Raw genomic sequence first — 17629 nt, 5'->3', positions numbered from 1 at the left:
TAAATCGAACAGTCAGGGAACCAGTTCGCCCCGCAGCATGATTTTACCAACCCGGATTCTGGTGCCTTGATACTTGGCGGTCTTCAATTCCTCTTCAGGATTTTTGAGACGAAATGCAACCGGGCTGCGATCAGGTTGCGCGGCATCAATTTCGACTGTCACGGTATGGATCTGTTGTGGATCCAGGCCCGCTGCCAGATTCAATGTGGCGATACGATGGTAGGTACAGTAACTGTCAAAACGGGGAGTGAGTTTCGCATGCGGTTTGCCATCTACGGTGATCTGGACCTGTCCGCCATCTGGCCCCAGTAAATCATACAGGGCCGCCTGGGAACCACGAAAGCGAAACGTAAGTTTGCTACCGGGGTCATCTGCTTCCCAGATTTGTCCCATCCGTCCCCCAAATCGTTTTTGCAGTACATTTTCTGCAGGCAGTACCTTCCAGTTTCCGCTGAGCATGGATGACTCCAGGGGAATCATTTTGGCGTCTGACCAGTGCCCTGTTACGAAAGGCTGTTTGAGTTTCGAGCTGTGATCGACAGGCTGGGCCGTGGTTTCCATCTGTCTGATTGCATCGGCGATTACTTCCGTGTAGATGTCATGCCCCGCATCAAGAGGGTGCACACCATCCCTGGAAAACAAAACGATACCTTCCGCAACCGGGGTCTCGGATATAAATTTGAGTTTGCCCTGCTGTTCGAGCTTTGCAATTTTTAATGCGACATTGATGGAGGGAATTCCATAATAGTCAGCCAGTAACTCCATGGCAGAAGCGGCACGTGGGTTATCTCCATTGCGCAGCTCCTTTTCATAATTCACTCGAAATGTATAAACAAAACAGATATCCGTCTGCGGATTGGATTTCCAGATCTGCCGGACGATACCATCCATTGAGTCCCAGATCGCCTCAGGCTGGCGTCCACCATCGTTGACAGCGAATTCAATGAACACCAGGTCCGGATGATGTTGCAGAACATCATGGGCCAGTCGAAAAGCACCCAGGTCGCTTCCGGTACCTCCGATGGCAGCATGAATTTCATGAATTTTCGCTTGGGGAAAAGCTGACTGCAGCCATTTCGTTGTTTTGACTCTCCAACCATTCGCGGCTGTAATGGATCCACCCAGATAGGCAACGCGGACTTCTGCTTCCGATTTCAGTTTCTCAAGCGCGTTGCCAATCCCCTGTCGCGGTTTGAGCAGTTTCGCTTTTACCGCATGATATTCTGGTGGATCTGCCTGAAGCGTATCTATTGGAAAGACTGCCAGCAGGGTGAGTACGATCAGTTTAATGGAAGTGGAATTCATGAATAAATCTTCTCCGTGAGTGCGAACAGGAAGGAAACATTCTAACGGATTCCGGGGCAGATTGGAATCAGTCAGCATGTTCTGAGTGAGGCTGAAATATCTGGATTAAAGCAAAGATTCCAGAATTTGCGTTAGTTCCCCGTCAGAGATTTCGCGGGGATTTCCACTCATACTGTTTCCCCGCGAGCTGGCTACCAGATCGGGTATCTGTGACTGAGAGACACCAACCTCCGAGAGACAGCGCGGGATGTGAATGCGGTCGTTCAGTTGTTGAATCTCATCAATCAGGGATTCAGCGGCTTGTTCTACAGAAAGATTCTGCTCCGGATAAAGGCCCCGGTAGATCTCAGCATATTCCTGTTGTCGGACTGATAAGTTTGCTTTTAAAGTTGCGGGTAACATCATTGCACATGCCAGGCCGTGTGATATTTTACAGTGGATGCCTAATGCAGGGGCCACTCCATGAGCCATCCCCAGGCCGGAATTCGCCAATGCGATCCCTGAGAGTAACGCGGCATGAGCCATTGCCTCCCGGCCACTACGGGCGCTGCCGTTCTCCACTGCCTCGGGTAGTGCCGGGATCGCCAGTCTGAGCCCCTGTAGACAAAGCGCCTGTGGGATCGGTTGGGCGCGGCTGGAGATATAACTCTCCAGTAGCTGGGTAATAGCGTCCATGCCGGTTCGGGCTGTAATTTCCAGAGGAACGGAGCAGGCCAACTGAGGATCACAGAGCACGGTATCTGGAATCATCTGCTCGGCACGCAGGCTTTTTTTGAAGGGAGGTGCGTAACTGGAAATGACTGCATTTTTAGTCGCTTCACTCCCGGTTCCCGCAGTGGTGGGAATTGCCAGAAGTGGCAGCGGTGCTTCGGTCAGCTTTAAGCCTTGCCCGACTCCCTCAAGATAGTCCAGAACGGTATCGCTTTCCTGATTGGTGATCATCGCAGAGGTTGCCTTGGCCAGATCGATGCCTGAACCACCGCCGATCCCAATAAGAAAGTCCCCTGCACCGGCTCCCCAGTGCCTGAGAAGATTGGTCGTCTGATCCACGTCCGATACTTCGGGTTCGTTGGAAATCGTGCGAATAAACTCACTCTGGATACTGGCGCGGGACAGCAATTGACGCAATTCCTCGATGACTCCCGAAGATTCCAGAAAACGCGAACCGCTGATGATAAATGCCCGCTTTCCTAGGGAAGCTGCAAGATTCCCGATTTCCTGAAAGCGTCCCCAGCCAAAGCAAATCTGCTGTGGTGCAAAAAAATTATAGTTCATAACTGCTACTTCATAAAAAAAGGACGCATCCCAATAGGATGCATCCCCTTATGTTGAGATCAGAGTTTGATTATTTCTTTTTCAATTCCGTTTCAATCGCTGTAGTCACTTCTTCTGACTGTGGATTATCACGGGTGCGGAAACGAGCTGCGATATCACCATCGCGGCTGATGAGAAACTTTTCAAAGTTCCATTTGACTGGACCGGCAGTTTTAGGGTTCGCTTTTTTCGAGGTCAGGTACTGATAAAGTGCATCAGCATCTTCGCCTTTTACGTCAATCTTGTTGAACATATCAAAAGTGACGCCATAGTTCTTGCTGCAGAATTCGGAAATCTGCACGGCAGTTCCAGGTTCCTGGCCGCCAAACTGATTACAGGGAAAGCCAAGAACAACCAGTCCCTGGTCTTTATATTTTTCGTGGAGTGCCTGCAGGTCTTTGTATTGGGGGGTTGCACCACATTTACTGGCCGTATTAACGATCAACAGCACTTTGTCTTTGTACTTGCTCAGGTTGACCTCTTTCCCGTCCAGCGTTTTCACAGTGCGATTCAAAACGGGGGGAACTGATTTTTTATCGGTTTGCCCGGCCAGGCTCATGGAACAAGTTAAAGCCAGTACACATGCCAGCATCGTCAGCGATTTGAGGTTTCTCATCGATCTCTCCAAGGTTGAGGCTCCGGCAAAATGCTCGGCCTGAAATAAGTAAAACGAATAGTGCTATCAATCGCATCTTGCGAGAATACCGCGATCCCTCGACCATATACAGTATTATAGTCAGATCTTAATTAATAATACTATTAGTTCACAAGAGAATCAATTGTCGGGAAGCGTTTCAGGGAGAAGTCCAAGGTTGTATCGGACAGGAGAGGCAGGCTGGCTGGCGAGATCAGGAGAGGCGTCTGGCAAGGTTCGCTTTATAATAGAGTGAGCGAAACAGATCCGAGACCGGGAAGCCATCCATGGTGGAACCGAATTCGATTTCCTGCTCGTTGATCCAGCGGTTTCGTAGATCGTTTTCCAGTGACTTCCGGGCAGCTGAGTTGAGTTCCTGAAATTCAAATAATTCGACGATATAATGTTCAGATGAATCATTTAAGGTCGATTTTTCACTGAAAGCCAGGTGGGTCAGTGGTTCTTGCGAAAGGATAAAATCCTCAAACGGAACGAGTTCGAATGTCTTCTCCAGTTCGGAAATCAGGCAATGCTGAAACGTTTCGTAGGGGCGTTTCTTATCACCCGGCAGCATGAATTCCTGACGTTCATAATTCCAGTGGGCCAACCAGTGCGTTTTCTGATCGACGGAATCCTGCAGCAGGATAAATGTACCTACAAAGTTCCCCATCGTCGATTATGACCTTTCCCGATCATGAATGATTGTCAGTACGTGATTTCAGTAACAGTTGGCCCGATAGAAGTTTATCATTGATGCTGTTCAATATCGTTCTCAATTCCTTGAAATCAGGTACATCCCGACAGAAATTGGTTTGAACTCCCAGATTCCACACTATTAAGGGAATCTTCGATTGACCGTATTCTGAGGGAAATTCAGATTTTACTATCTTTTTACTGTTTCCCATTGCATACGAAGAATCTTATTTGTAGAATTACACATAAGTACTCACGGATGTAAAATATTTGTTTTGTATTACCTGTACTATCCCCATTTGACCCTACCCCAATTTGACCCGCCCAACGGCAGAACTGGATGAATCGTCACAATGGTTCTGATTCTGCCTCAAACCTTAAAGGCTCACCCTATGAAAGTTCATCTTATCAGCGATCATCCTGATTTGCCGGACATTGAGATTGGTACGGAAGAATTGCCAGTCGTTCTGGGGAGAAGCAACAATTGCGAATTACGGATCCTGGATCCCATGCTCAGCAGACAACAATGCGAATTGACATTTCACAACAATGCAGTTCGAGTGAGAGATCTTGAGTCCACTAATGGTACCATTGTGAATTCGGCAATCGTCGATGAAGCCCCGCTTTACCCAGGTGATATTCTGACCATTGGTATGGCGAATTACGTCATCAGCTATTACGACGGCGAAGGACAGGAAAGCTTCGAAGAAAGCTATTTCTCCGAAAACTCAATTTAGTCCCGCAGTTTTGACTTGGTTAAAGTTGATTCTTATACTCTCTCTGTCGATCACATGCGCGCTCCTTTAAATCAGTAAGTGCACGCTTTCACTTACCTGGAGAAAGGCGTGAGTCCAGTCATTCCTGAATCTCTTCTGGAAACCAGTTCACATGCCCTCTGAAGAACTGTTTGATGTCGTTGACGAGCAGGATCACGTTCTTGAGCAACTCCCCCGCTCCGTAGTCCATGCACGCAAGCTGCTGCATCGGGCGGCAAATGTCTTTGTGTTCGATTCCCAGGGAAAATTACTGCTCCAGTTTCGCTCTGCCACTAAAGACGAGTACCCCCACTGCTATACCTCATCTGCTTCCGGACATCTGAGTGCCGGGGAGGACTATCTCGAATCAGCCCAGCGGGAAATGCTGGAAGAGATTGGCATCGATACCCAGCTGGAATGGCTCGAAAAATTCCCGGGAACCTGCAACAACGCCTATGAACATACCGTGTTGTTTCGTACTTATTCTGATGGACCATTTATCTTTGATCCTGTGGAAATTGAACGCGCCGAGTTTTTGGGATTCTCACAGATTGATCAGATGTTGTCTGAAGACGAAAGTCAGTTCACTCCCCCGTTTCGACAGCTCTATCGCTGGTATCGTGAGAACTGTTCCCACTGACGTAACCGGGATCGCTTCATTCACTCGGAATCTTCCATCCATTGTCCGGCGATCAACAGCATTGCTCCTCCCGAAATCTGCAACAGAAATCGCAGGCTGGAACCGCCAATGTGTTCCTGGACCGGTGTTGGCGCAATCATGCCGGCGATAATTAAAGCCGAGAGCGCACCCAGCAGATTGAGTAGAAGAAATAACTGCTGAGGCCGGAACACCCTGGCTGGAAATGCAAACAGGGATATCACTAACGCCCACCATTGCAGTCCCCATCTCCACGCCTCTAGGAACATGCATTGCAACAGATGTGTGACTGCCCACCGGAACGCTGCAACCCCCTCGGTCAGATTCGTGATTTGCATTCTGCTGAAATACGTCATCTCGGTCGTTGCAGGCAGATGTCTCCGATAAAGCAACCAGGGTGTGATCAACAGTAGCGTTGTCAAACCGAATTTACCCGCAGCAGACGAAATCGAGAGCAACCTGTCTCGGAAGTACAACAGGCTGACAATCGCGATCGCAATCAGGTCGATCAGAAAAAAAGCAATTCCTTCGTCTTTGGTAAAGATTGTCATTCCTGCTGCCAGTCCGGCGATCAATGGCAGGACTTTAAGAACTGCAGCGTCGGGTTCTGCTCTTCTGAGTTCTGTTAGATAACTCCAGAGATAGAGCAGAGTGATCGTATGAAAGCAGGCAACAGGACCATCACCCTGACCTGACAGAAATCCATATTCCCAGGGGACCATGGAAGGGATGGATGCGAGCATCAGGGTAAACAGCCAGGCACGCGCGGGCTGTCGACTGCTCCGCTGCAGTACACCTTGAAAACAGAGTACCATTCCCAGGTACAACAATGGGAACATGATCTTTGACCAGCGGTCATTGACTTCCCCCAGCAGCAGATAGAAGTGGGTTTGATTCAATGGAATTAATAACGGGTACTTCGGATGGTATTGCACGAAATCTGGATGTAGTAATGCTTCATTTTGCAGGGACCCTTCCTGAAACAGCACAATTGATTTGAGCCCGAAAATCGCACGTTCGTCCCAGAAACGTTGAGGAGTCATTAATGACTGAATCAACGTCGTCAAACCCAAAAATAACAGAATTGCCAAGCATAGTTTTTTGAAATCATTGTCAGCTTCGGATGCCGCAACATCGCTGGGATATTTTCGCGAGGCACGGAAACGCAGGAGCAGCGTGAACGTCCCGAGAAGTAGCCCAAGGCACATCCAGGAACAGGATTGGGTGGAGGAATAACTCAAGCCGATCCAGCCCCACAGGAAATAAAAGAATGCTGTAGCGCCATAGCCGAACACAAGCCCCAACCCCAGTAGTTCCGTCAGCGAGGTCTGTGTTAGAGTCGATCGCAGGACTGGATTAAGCAGCATCTGAGCCACAGCAATTCCTACGCCCCAGTTTCCTGCTACAGCCAGTAAAATCAGCATCAGATCGGTCAAGGTTTCGCTCCCTGCTTCTGCGGGGCAGCATCGATTTGCAGTTCCGGTTTCTGGTATGGTCGTAATCGGACATTAAAGGTCGGCTCGTAATCGGGCCCATACTGACTTTGCATAAACTGGACCCAGCGCGGGTCTTCCCACAGACGGTCTTTTTCCAAATAGTCTCCTCCCTCATAATATTCCAGAATATAATCAGGCGCGATCTGTTCCAGGTACTGTGGCTCGAGTTCGGGCAGTCGATATGCTTTCAACTGACGTTGCTGAAATTCTTTGGGGATGACAAATTCGCTTTCCGGATGCAGTGGATGAAACAGCTTTCGCGGCAGCAGGTAGTAAGACAGAAAAAAAAGTTTCTGATCGCTCAATACCAGAATACGGGCATCTTCTTCGGTTGCCTGTTCCACAAAGCGAATTACCTCTCGGTTAGAGTCGCTGATGTTAGGCATCATGTCACTGCCAGCACGAAAATGGTACCACGGCCAGTCTTCGATCCGGCGGCTGACACCCCCTGCAAAATGGACAAGCCCCAGAACGAACCAGCTGATTAACAGCAACCGAAACAGACTGGTTCGCTTTGGTTGCTGTAGTGAGGTTAAATGTTTCAAGCTGTGCCAGCTATGATCGACAAGTAGGACAACTCGCTGAAAAAAGATAAATCCCGCGATAGTCAGGACCGCTAACAGGGGGAGCAGAATTCGCAGTAGAACTGTCACTGCCTGGCCCTGTTCATGGGCCGAAAACTGGGAATATTGATCCGGGTTTGCCCGTTCAATCATCCAGGTCTGAAAATATTCCACTGGCATCAACCAGACATAAGCCATGCCGGGAACCGATATCAGTAGCAGCAGAATCAGGATCAAGCGCACCAGACGGGACATGCAGCAGTCTCAAGAGTAGTACTTTACCGGTATTGGCAGGGACGTTGAAAAGCAAATCCCGAGTCTATGGCTCAAGTCGACGAATGTCAAGAAGCGGGATCAGGGGAGTCTAATGCCAGTTTGCAGGAAGACTGTTGCATAATTGAAAAGTCCAAAGAAATCAAATAGTAGAGGACGAGTTCCAACTGAGATGCTATGATACTTTGTTGAGTGGCTTACCAGCCACAGAAGCGATGAAGGCACAGACATTTTTTGTTCATAGCGATTTCTGGCATTGTTTCTTGTTTGAGATTGTATTTGTGCGCACGCAAATCAGCAAAGAAAAACATCGCAAATTGACAGGCTGGCAGTTCCTGGTCTGGGGAACTCCCCTGTTATTTGCAGCATTGATTCTTGAGCAGTCAATGGCTTTTCGGAATATTAAAAGCCCGACTTATGATGAAACCTATTTCTTAGGGACCGCTTTAGCCACGGTTCATCAGGGGGCTCTGGATGAACGGATCAGTGGCGCTGGTGTGGCTCCGGTGCCGGTCCTGCTCAATTATCTGCCTGTCGCCTGGCGGGCAGGTGGCGCTGCCCGTAGCGATATCTGGCAGGGAGAAATCATCGATCCTCCGTTGATTAATCAAGCCCGATGCTTGAATGCACTTCTGGTTGGTGTCCCGACGATGTTGCTGATTTATAGTTGGCTTTATCTGCGGCGAGGATATGCGGCTGGCATTCTCGGGGCAGCACTGGTTACCTTTTCTCCCACGATGATCGCGCACTTCTCATTGGCAACCACCGATGCCTGTTTCACATTATTCGCATTGATTGCCTTGGCCACTTTGGCCCGGTACGGGAAAATACCAACAGCGCGCAATCTCTGCTGGTTATCATTGGCGGTTTCCCTGGCGATTTCCACCAAGTACCTGGGGGTTTTTCTGCTACCTTGTACGCTGGTAGTGCTAATTCTAACTGCCATACCGGGTCATGCTTCAATGCCCGGGCATAACGTCTGGTCTCTGTCGAGGCAGGCTGCCGGGAAATTCACACTGTTTCTGATCCTGCTGATTCCATTGACCTGGGCCTTTCATTTATTCAGCTTTGCCGGTTCATTAAAGTCTGTTCCCTATCAGGATACACCCGACACCTCTGTCTGGGTGCGTGTGCTGGGGCGCGGGCCTGTCGCACAGCAGATTATGGAAGTCTCGCACAATTCATTAAAACGCCCCGCGCCCTTTGCCGGCATGCTGTTTCAATTCCTGCATAATGCGGGAGGCCATGATGCTTACCTGATGGGTGCGGTTTCTGAGCATGGCTGGTGGTATTACTTCCCAGTCGCCTGGAGCCTGAAGAGTACTCCCGTGGAATTGCTGTTCACGTTACTCGCATTCTGCTTAGCCTTCTGTCTGCTGTTTGAAACCTGGCAATCAGTCCGACATCGCCGTGCTTCAATTTCGACGGTAGACCAGAACCGAATCAGACCGAATGCAGATTCAGAACCGACCAGCCATGCGCCGCTGATCTGGTTGCTGGCAATGGTCGTCTTGTTTGGAATGGCATTGACCAGTCGCTTGAATCTGGGGCAACGTTACCTGCTCACTCTTTATCCACTGCTGTTTCTGTTTACGATCGATCAGATCTGGCGCTGGTTTCCGTCTCGTGCCTGGTTGCTCTATTTATTTGGTTGTCTGTGTATCTGCTTTCAGATCATCTCAATCACTTCTGTGCAACCGGATTACCTGTCCTACTTCAATGACCGTATTGGCGGACCCGCTGCCGGGCGATTTTATCTGCTCGATTCCAATCTGGACTGGGGACAGGATCTGCCTGCTCTGAAAACACTTCTGGACGATCTCCCTCCGGAAAACCGAGACCGCTGTCTCCTCTATTATTTTGGAACCGCAAGTCCTCACGCATTTGGGATTTCTGCCCACGATATGAAACAGAAGCTGCCTGACGACCTGGAGAATTGGAAATATCTGGCCTTGTCAGCAAATTATCTGCAGGGACTTTACACAAAGGCAAAAGACCCATTTGCCGGTTTCCGATCCCTCAAACCGCTGGGGCAAGCCGGCTATTCGATCTATCTGTTTGATCTTTCGACTCCCCAGGCACGGGAAGCGATGCAGCATGCAGGGGATATCTTGCGGAAAATGCAAAATCAAGAACAGATGCCTGAGTGAGTTGATGTCTGTTCCAGAGCTACTCACGTGTTTCAGGTGTGGCGAGGGTTGATATCACGTGATACAATATCAACTTCAAGCGACGCGGTAGAGTGTGATTTTCTAAGTCTGAAGTATCAACTCGGAGACTGCTGTGAAAGAACTGCGAACGAAGCGTCTGATATTTTGGACTGGTGCATTGCTCTTGCAGATACAGGCAGTCAGTTCACTGTCAGCCAGGGAAATCGATTTCAACCGTGATGTGCGGCCGATTCTCTCTGATCTCTGCTTTCAATGTCATGGCCCTGATTCCTCACAACGGAAAGCTGATCTTCGACTCGATCAACAGCACGGTTTATTGGGGATTACAGGGGCACCAGGTGTGGTGATACCTGGTAAAGCAGATGAAAGCGAATTGTTCTCGCGTCTGATCGCTCAAGATCCTGATCTGCAGATGCCCCCTGCTTCGTCTGAAAAACAGATTACCAAAGTCCAGATTGCCACTATAAAACAGTGGATCAATGAAGGGGCTCGCTGGCAGAAACACTGGGCTTTCGTTCCGCCGATAAGACCAAAGGTTCCTGTTGTCAAACAGACAGGCTGGGTGCAAAACCCGATCGATGCGTTCGTGTTGGCACGTCTGGAACGGGAAGGACTCTCACCTGCTCCTCAAGCAGATCGTTCCACTTTGATCCGCCGTCTGAGCCTCGACCTGACCGGATTGCCTCCGACCCTCGCGGAACAGGATGCCTATTTCCAGGATGACTCTCCGACTGCTTATGAAACTCAGGTGCAGCGTTTGTTGAACTCTCCACATTTCGGTGAGCGCATGGCGATGGAATGGCTGGACGCCGCCCGCTATGCGGATACCAGTGGTTATCAGACGGATGGCGAACGGCATATGTGGCGCTGGCGTGAATGGGTGATTGACGCTTTCAACAGCAACAAGCCGTTTGATGAATTCACGATTGAACAACTGGCCGGAGATTTACTTCCCGAATCGACCCTCAGCCAGAAAATCGCCACCGGATTCAATCGCAATCATCGCTCGAATTCAGAAGGCGGTATCATCTTCGAAGAATACCTGCTGGAGTACGCTGTCGACCGGGTGGAGACGACGGGAACGGTCTGGCTCGGCCTCACGGTTGGCTGTGCGCGCTGTCATGAACATAAATATGATCCGATATCTCAAAAAGAATTCTACCAGTTGATTGCCTTTTTCAACAACATCCCCGAACGTGGTCGCGCTATCAAATATGGAAACGCAGTCCCGTTTGTCAAAGCACCGACCCAGGCACAACAACAGAAACTGACCAGCCTGGATCATGAGATTCAACAGCAGGAGCAGACTCTAAATGCAGCTGCACCAGAACTGAAACTGCTCCAGAGTTCATGGGAACAACAACAGCCTGCAGCTGACCTCAAGTTATCCTTTCCAGAGAAATACCTGGCTTATCACATCAGTTTTGATCGAGAGGTCAAGCTTCAGGTGATCGGGAAACAGGCGGAGGATTTTTATGCGGAGAAGACAAATGCATCAAGCGATCTGACCAGTGAAAAACAGGCTGCAGCGACTATCCCACCAGGATTTCAACCTGGTGTCGAAGGAGAGGCACTTTCTCTCAATGGTCAGCAGCAGTATGGAACTAAACAGAAGCCGGTTCTGAGTGACAAAGATCCTTTCTCGCTGGTGTTCTGGGTGAAACCGGATCAACTTACAGGCACACTTCTGGCCTCGTTGACTCCTGCTCAGGATGAAAGTGGTTTTCTGATTGCGCTGGACAAGGGGCACTTGAAAATCAATATGGGACCTCGCTGGCTGGATGATGCAATTCGACTGCGGTCGACCAGGAAGCTGAATCAGAACAGCTGGTCCCAGATCGTGCTGACCTACGCCGGTAATTCGCAGGCTGACGACTTTCAGCTGTACGTCAACGGGATCCTCTGGGACATTGAAGTCCAAATGAATATTCTTACGGGGGGATTTTCTTTTCCTTCTCCACTGCTCTTTGGAGCAGAACATGATCACAATTATTTCCAGGGACTGCTGGATGACCTGAAAATTTATCGGACTCATCTTTCACAGGAATGGGTGACGTTGAATCTTGTCAGAGAGCCCGTTAACCAACTGCTGCAGATTCCCGTTGCAGATCGTTCCGCTGCAGAGCTTCTGAAGATACAACGCTACTTTCTGACTTTTCACGCACCCGCTGTCTATCGCACTGCTTTTCTGAATCTGCAGACACTCAAAGAAGATCGCGAGTTGTATTACCGTAGCCTGCCCACCAGCATGGTCATGCAGGATCGAAAGCAGTCACAACCAACGTTTGTCCTGATGCGAGGAGAATACGATAAACCGGGCGAACAGGTTTCCGCTGATATTCCTGCCAGCCTGGGATCATTATCCGATCATCAACCATCTAATCGGCTGGGGTTGGCTCGCTGGCTCGTGGATCCACAAAACCCGTTAACCGCGCGAGTGATTGTCAATCGGTACTGGCAGATGTACTTCGGGAATGGTCTGGTGAGAACGGCTGAGGATTTCGGTTCCCAGGGGGCGTGGCCTACGCACCCGGAGCTGCTCGACTGGCTGGCGACCGAATTCATTCGTTCCAACTGGGATATCAAATATCTTCAACGACTGATTGTCACTTCCGCTACCTATCAGCAGTCATCACATGTGACGGCTGAATTACAGAAAATCGATCCGGAAAACCAGTTGCTTGCGCGTGCCTCCCGGCTCCGACTACAGGCAGAATCAATTCGTGACCAGGCCTTGTTTACATCCGGTCTGTTGAATGTGGAGATTGGTGGCCCTTCCGTAAAACCATATCAGCCTGCAGGCGTCTGGAAAGAAATCGCCAGCCAGAAGTATGAGCCAGATACCGGCAAAAATCTTTACCGCCGCAGCATGTATACGTTCTGGAAACGCACGGTTCCCCCGCCGACGATGTCCACTTTTGATGCCCCCTCACGGGAAACCTGTACTGTCAAACGTTCGCGTACGAATACCCCTTTGCAGGCGCTGGCTCTGTTGAATGATATCACGTATGTCGAAGCCGCTCGCAAGTTGGCCGAACGCATGCTCGATCAAGGGGAACTGTCCACCGCTTCGCGAATCCAATTTGCGATGCGGATTGTGCTTGCACGCGAAGCGAATGAACGTGAATTGCCTGTTTTATTGAATGCTCTGGAACGCAGTCGAAGTCGCTTTCAGAAAGATCCTCAGGCAGCTCAGCAACTTCTGTCAGTTGGGGAGTCACGACAGAAAAAACAATATGATGCGGTAGAACTTGCCGCCTGTACCGTCATTGCCAGTCTGATTCTTAATCTGGATGAATCAATTAATCGGGAATAGCTCATGCAGGAATATTCAGACGAACTATCATTGGCTCTCAATCGGCGTGCCTTTCTTCGTAGAAATACAGCCGGTATCGGATTAGCAGCGCTCACCTCATTGCTGCAGGAATCGCAAGCCTCAGAAAAACCGTCAATGCCAACCAGTGGCCTGCACTTCCCGGCTAAAGCCAAGCGGGTCATTTATCTCAGTCAGTCAGGGGCTCCCTCTCAACTGGATCTATTTGATTATAAGCCGGGGCTTAAGAAGTTTCACAAAACCGAGCTCCCGGATTCCATCCGCCGAGGTCAAAGACTGACCGGTATGACATCCGGTCAGAAAAGTTTTCCGATCGCCGCTTCGATGTATCAGTTCGCCCGCCACGGCGACAGCGGAACGTGGATGAGCGAACTCCTGCCTTATACGGCGAAAATTGCCGACGAACTTTGCGTCGTCAAATCCTTGTATACCGAAGCCATCAACCACGATCCCGCAATCACCTTTCTGCAGACCGGCAGCATACAGGCCGGTCGCCCCAGCATGGGGAGCTGGATCTCTTATGGACTGGGTAGCGAGAACAAAGATCTTCCCACATTTGTGGCCCTCACTTCAGGAGCCGGCGGCCAACCACTCTATGATCGTCTGTGGGGCAGCGGCTTTCTGCCTACACGGCATCAAGGCGTCAAGTTCCGTCGCTCCAGCGATCCGGTTCTGTTTCTCTCCAATCCTCCCGGCATCGATCAGCAGGCGCGACGGGAAATGCTCAACGATCTGGGAGAACTCAATCGGCTTTCGCTGCAGCAGAAAGGAGATCCCGAGATCGCGACCCGCATTGCGCAGTACGAACTTGCGTTTCGCATGCAGACTTCCATCCCCGAGCTGGCAGATCTGTCAGAGGAGACACCCGCGACCTTCGAATTATACGGCGAACAGGCGAAACAGCCGGGCACCTATGCCGCCAACTGCCTGTTAGCCCGACGACTCGCAGAACGAGGCGTCCGTTTCATTCAACTCTATCATCGAGGCTGGGACCATCATCTTAACCTGCCCACTAAAATCAGGCAGCTCACTGGTGAGACCGATCAGGCGACAGCCGCCCTGATACTCGATCTGAAACAGCGAGGCATGCTGGATGACACGCTCGTCGTTTGGGCAGGCGAATTCGGTCGCACTGTCTATTGTCAGGGGACATTGACGGCGACCAATTACGGACGCGATCATCATCCCCGTTGTTTCACTGTCTGGGCTGCCGGCGGAGGAATGAAACCGGGCATGACATTCGGTCAAACCGATGACTTCAGCTATAATATCACCGAAAACCCTCTGCCCGTACACGATCTGAATGCCACAGTTCTGCACTGCCTGGGCATCGACCACAAGAAACTCACCTATAAATTCCAGGGGCGTGACTACCGTTTGACCGACGTGCATGGAAACGTCGTGCAGGAATTATTGAGTTAGAACGCATCACATTTAACGATAGCGTCTCTCAGTCTGATATTCTCGGAGCAAACAACCCTGGAGACGCTACAGTAAAACTGGACATGGTCTAGCAACCGCTCACCTCTGTCGCAGCTTCTTTCTTTGTTCACGAAATAGAATGCCCGAATTCTACATACCTAAGCTCGGCTCTCGCAGATTATGCCGTTAATATCGATTGTTTCTGCTGATTTACTGTGGCATGATCTATTAATTCTGGATTTTGCTTCTTCTGGGACGATATTATCTTTTTTAATCACTGGATAAATCCGAGCTCTCCTGTTGCTTTTCTTATCTCTAAAACCCTTATTGAATAAGACTTCCTCTGTGTCAAACGAATGTTTTAATGAGCAATTCAGATATCAAAACCAGTCCACTTAAAAAGATATTCCGTTTTCTTCTGGTCTGGGGAACTCCGCTGCTCTTTGCGGCATTCATTATGCAGTTGACCGCCTCCTTTCGAGCAGCGAAAAGTCCGGTTTTCGACGAGACGTTTTATTTATCTACTGCGTTGGCCAGTGTGAAACAGGGGAGGATTGACCCAAGGCTCTGTCAATCAGGAGTTGCCCCGCTACCGGTGATGCTGAATTATCTCCCGGTTGTCTGGAGTACCGGGGGCGATGAACGTCCCCAACCCTGGAAAGGAAAATATGCTGATGCCCAACTAATCTTTAAAACGCGATCAATGAATTCGCTGCTGGTCGGCATTCCGACGATGCTGTTGGTCTATTTCTGGCTCTACAGACGAAGAGGTTATACTGCAGGAGTTTTCGGCGCAGCGCTGCTTACGTTCTCTCCGTCATTGATTGCCCATTTCTCACTGGCAACGACTGATTCCTGTTTTACACTGTCAGCATTGATTGCTTTGGCGACCCTCACTTATTACTGGAAAAACCCCAGTCGTAAAACTCTGTTTTGGTTGGCGCTGGCTGTTGCTATAGCGATATCGGTGAAATATTCAGGTCTATTTCTATTACCCTGCGTACTGATCATTCTAGCGGTCAATGCGATCCAGCCTGGGATACCCTTATCCAGAACCTCCCTCTGGTTATTCATGAAACAGGTCTCCTTCGAGTATGCCTTATTTCTGGCTTTCTTGTTTCCGTTGACCTGGGCTTTTCATCTATTTCAATTCGGTGGGCCTCTGCATGCCTATTCTTCTGCAGAAACCCCGGACGAATCGGCATGGGTACGGGTGCTGGGGCGTGGACCTGTTGCTTCTCAGGTTATGGATTTCGCACATGAACAACTAAAATCTCCCGCGCCTCTTACAGGGATATTGTATCAGGTAAACCATAATTCAGAGGGACATAGCGCCTACCTCATGGGCGAGTTTTCCGAGACTGGCTGGTGGTACTTTTTCCCGCTGACCTGGGTCTTCAAAAGTACGCCCGTCGAATTGTTCTGCACATTTCTTGGATTGGTTCTAGGGCTGTTCTTTGTTTATCATGCCTGGAAATCTGGTCGCAATACACCGGTTGATAAACTTCCTCCAGAGTCTGAGCAACAAACTCCACTCAAATTGCAGACAGCGACTTATCATGCGCCGGCTATCTGGTTGTTGGCTGGCTTTGTCCTGCTCGGAATGTTATTAACCAGTAAAATCAATATCGGTCAGCGTTATCTTCTCACACTCTATCCCTTAATGATAATGTTTACGGTAGACCAGTTCTGCCGCTGGAATCAGCACCGTTATCACAGGGTGATTCTGCTCTGTATTCTCTCCGTTTTATTTCAGCTAATCTCCATCATTTCCGTGAAACCTCATTATTTATCTTATTTCAACTCTTTCGTTGGCGGACCCTCAGCAGGCCATCTTCTCCTGCTCGATTCCAATCTGGACTGGGGACAAGACCTGCCTGCTTTTCAGAATATGATTGCTGAACTTCCTTCCGAAGAACGGGAAGCATGTTTACTCCATTATTTTGGAACGACACGGCCTGAATCTTATGGGATCAAAGCACATCCACTGAATCAGAATGTGTTGAAGAATCTGGAGCAACGAAAATATCTGGTGTTGTCTGCCAATTATCTTCATGGACTCTACGTGCAAACCTACGATCCATTTGAGCCTTTCCGTTCTATTGAACCTTTCAAACGCGTTGGCTATTCAATGTTCGTTTTCAAGTTAGATACACCTGAAGCGAAGCAGGCCTTGCGGGAATCACTGGCCCGACTGCAGAAAATGAGAGATAGTTATGCCCTTAAAGAAATGATCAATAAGGATGAAAAAAGTACACCCACCCCGTCAACTGATTTCGGGGAATGACAGATAAATTGATTATTATCCAGAATGATCAGCCTGAACTTTAAGGCAAAATTGAACGGACATCCTTCCTCAGTACAAGATGGGCTTGATCACTGCCTGCAACATACTATCATCATTCATGAAATATCCTGGAAAACCCGTCTTCTGTAAACTACAGGGAACTTTCTTAAAACTCATTTCGTCTTGCTTATTGATAGGCGTCAATCCAGTGCAATGCTGACCGTTCTTTATGGAAATCAGAAACAGGAGTATCTCAAATGAAACACTGGTCTCTTACACTGATTGTGATTATGTCGCTCGTGTACTTGTCTGAGGGTACTTTGCAAAGTGCCGTGGAAGCGGAGAAACCACTTGCAGATACCAGCTCCGATGTTAAAGAAATGTTGAAACGGATTGAGCAGCTCGAGCAGCGCGTCAAAGAGCTGGAGCAAAAACCAGCCCTCGTGCCTGTTCCTCGAACAACGCAGACATATCCACCTCGCCTGCTTTTGACTCCGCCTGGTGTCCCAACAGTGATCCCGACTTTGCCGCAGCAACCCACGCATCCCCAAAACTGGAAACGCAAGCAGGTCAATGGGATCGAGTATTTTATCGTTCCGCTGAGCCAGTCCGATCGAACCCCAGTCCGCTGAATTGGAATATGGGAATCTGGTATTGAAGTTTGCTGGATAATGCCTCAATGAAATCACGCTATCCGTTTCTCACTACATTGGTGGTGTTGATT

At 49.4% G+C, this 17629-nt stretch carries 13 protein-coding genes; 7 read left to right on the top strand and 6 right to left on the bottom strand.

The features are described 5' to 3' along the window. Positions 1 to 12 precede the first annotated feature (12 nt). The 4 genes from ACN0YH_RS04590 to ACN0YH_RS04575 all read right to left on the bottom strand — a co-directional run bounded on the left by ACN0YH_RS04590 (position 13) and on the right by ACN0YH_RS04575 (position 3923). A complete protein-coding gene (locus tag ACN0YH_RS04590) occupies positions 13 to 1305 on the bottom strand; it encodes a GDSL-type esterase/lipase family protein (protein ID WP_417378381.1) in 1293 nt (430 codons plus the stop codon). A gap of 105 nt (positions 1306 to 1410) precedes the next feature. Next, a complete protein-coding gene (locus ACN0YH_RS04585) occupies positions 1411 to 2580 on the bottom strand; it encodes an iron-containing alcohol dehydrogenase (protein ID WP_417378380.1) in 1170 nt (389 codons plus the stop codon). 70 nt (positions 2581 to 2650) lie between these two features. Beyond that, positions 2651 to 3235: a glutathione peroxidase gene (locus ACN0YH_RS04580; protein WP_417378379.1), complete on the bottom strand. Its 585-nt coding sequence runs from the start codon at positions 3233 to 3235 to the stop codon at positions 2651 to 2653. A gap of 232 nt (positions 3236 to 3467) precedes the next feature. Beyond that, positions 3468 to 3923 (bottom strand): hypothetical protein, encoded by a 456-nt coding sequence (locus tag ACN0YH_RS04575; RefSeq protein WP_417378378.1) that lies wholly within the window; start codon positions 3921 to 3923, stop codon positions 3468 to 3470. Positions 3924 to 4338: 415 nt separating this feature from the next. Here ACN0YH_RS04575 and ACN0YH_RS04570 point away from each other — a divergent pair, with 415 nt between their 5' ends. Both ACN0YH_RS04570 and ACN0YH_RS04565 read left to right on the top strand, forming a co-directional pair. After that, the gene (locus ACN0YH_RS04570; RefSeq protein WP_417378377.1) at positions 4339 to 4683 is read left to right on the top strand and encodes an FHA domain-containing protein; all 345 of its coding nucleotides are present in this window, start codon (positions 4339 to 4341) and stop codon (positions 4681 to 4683) included. A gap of 151 nt (positions 4684 to 4834) precedes the next feature. Next, positions 4835 to 5341 carry an NUDIX hydrolase gene (locus ACN0YH_RS04565; protein WP_417378376.1) on the top strand — a complete coding sequence of 169 codons (507 nt, stop codon included), beginning with the start codon at positions 4835 to 4837 and terminating at the stop codon, positions 5339 to 5341. Between the two features lie 20 nt (positions 5342 to 5361). On the opposite strand, the gene ACN0YH_RS04560 is transcribed toward ACN0YH_RS04565, so the two are convergent. Both ACN0YH_RS04560 and ACN0YH_RS04555 read right to left on the bottom strand, forming a co-directional pair. Beyond that, entirely contained in the window at positions 5362 to 6795 is a 1434-nt protein-coding gene (locus tag ACN0YH_RS04560; protein WP_417378375.1) for a hypothetical protein, read from the bottom strand. Further along, the gene (locus ACN0YH_RS04555) at positions 6792 to 7673 is read right to left on the bottom strand and encodes a hypothetical protein (protein ID WP_417378374.1); all 882 of its coding nucleotides are present in this window, start codon (positions 7671 to 7673) and stop codon (positions 6792 to 6794) included. The genes ACN0YH_RS04560 and ACN0YH_RS04555 overlap by 4 nt, the downstream gene beginning before the upstream one ends. Before the next feature lie 299 nt (positions 7674 to 7972). Between ACN0YH_RS04555 and ACN0YH_RS04550 the strand changes: the two genes are divergently transcribed. The 5 genes from ACN0YH_RS04550 to ACN0YH_RS04530 all read left to right on the top strand — a co-directional run bounded on the left by ACN0YH_RS04550 (position 7973) and on the right by ACN0YH_RS04530 (position 17537). After that, the gene (locus tag ACN0YH_RS04550) at positions 7973 to 9841 is read left to right on the top strand and encodes an ArnT family glycosyltransferase (protein WP_417378373.1); all 1869 of its coding nucleotides are present in this window, start codon (positions 7973 to 7975) and stop codon (positions 9839 to 9841) included. Between the two features lie 184 nt (positions 9842 to 10025). Further along, positions 10026 to 13178: a DUF1553 domain-containing protein gene (locus ACN0YH_RS04545; RefSeq protein WP_417378372.1), complete on the top strand. Its 3153-nt coding sequence runs from the start codon at positions 10026 to 10028 to the stop codon at positions 13176 to 13178. Positions 13179 to 13181: 3 nt separating this feature from the next. Further along, entirely contained in the window at positions 13182 to 14618 is a 1437-nt protein-coding gene (locus ACN0YH_RS04540) for a DUF1501 domain-containing protein (RefSeq protein WP_417378371.1), read from the top strand. A gap of 364 nt (positions 14619 to 14982) precedes the next feature. Beyond that, positions 14983 to 16905, top strand: a complete 1923-nt coding sequence (locus tag ACN0YH_RS04535; RefSeq protein WP_417378370.1) for an ArnT family glycosyltransferase — start codon at positions 14983 to 14985, stop codon at positions 16903 to 16905. A gap of 257 nt (positions 16906 to 17162) precedes the next feature. Then, positions 17163 to 17537, top strand: a complete 375-nt coding sequence (locus ACN0YH_RS04530; protein WP_417378369.1) for a hypothetical protein — start codon at positions 17163 to 17165, stop codon at positions 17535 to 17537. The last annotated feature ends 92 nt before the right edge of the window (positions 17538 to 17629 follow it).

This window comes from Gimesia sp., from assembly GCF_048262075.1.
Taxonomy (GTDB): Bacteria; Planctomycetota; Planctomycetia; order Planctomycetales; family Planctomycetaceae; genus Gimesia.
Note: the sequence above shows the minus strand (reverse complement) of the source record. Positions and strands in the feature narration are given on the sequence as shown.

Coding starts and splice junctions, on each gene's coding strand:
- ACN0YH_RS04530 (WP_417378369.1), top strand. CDS start 17,163: ATGAAACACTGGTCTCTTACACTGATTGTGATTATGTCGCTCGTGTAC.
- ACN0YH_RS04565 (WP_417378376.1), top strand. CDS start 4,835: ATGCCCTCTGAAGAACTGTTTGATGTCGTTGACGAGCAGGATCACGTT.
- ACN0YH_RS04535 (WP_417378370.1), top strand. CDS start 14,983: ATGAGCAATTCAGATATCAAAACCAGTCCACTTAAAAAGATATTCCGT.
- ACN0YH_RS04590 (WP_417378381.1), bottom strand. CDS start 1,305: ATGAATTCCACTTCCATTAAACTGATCGTACTCACCCTGCTGGCAGTC.
- ACN0YH_RS04580 (WP_417378379.1), bottom strand. CDS start 3,235: ATGAGAAACCTCAAATCGCTGACGATGCTGGCATGTGTACTGGCTTTA.
- ACN0YH_RS04585 (WP_417378380.1), bottom strand. CDS start 2,580: ATGAACTATAATTTTTTTGCACCACAGCAGATTTGCTTTGGCTGGGGA.
- ACN0YH_RS04540 (WP_417378371.1), top strand. CDS start 13,182: ATGCAGGAATATTCAGACGAACTATCATTGGCTCTCAATCGGCGTGCC.
- ACN0YH_RS04555 (WP_417378374.1), bottom strand. CDS start 7,673: ATGTCCCGTCTGGTGCGCTTGATCCTGATTCTGCTGCTACTGATATCG.
- ACN0YH_RS04575 (WP_417378378.1), bottom strand. CDS start 3,923: ATGGGGAACTTTGTAGGTACATTTATCCTGCTGCAGGATTCCGTCGAT.
- ACN0YH_RS04570 (WP_417378377.1), top strand. CDS start 4,339: ATGAAAGTTCATCTTATCAGCGATCATCCTGATTTGCCGGACATTGAG.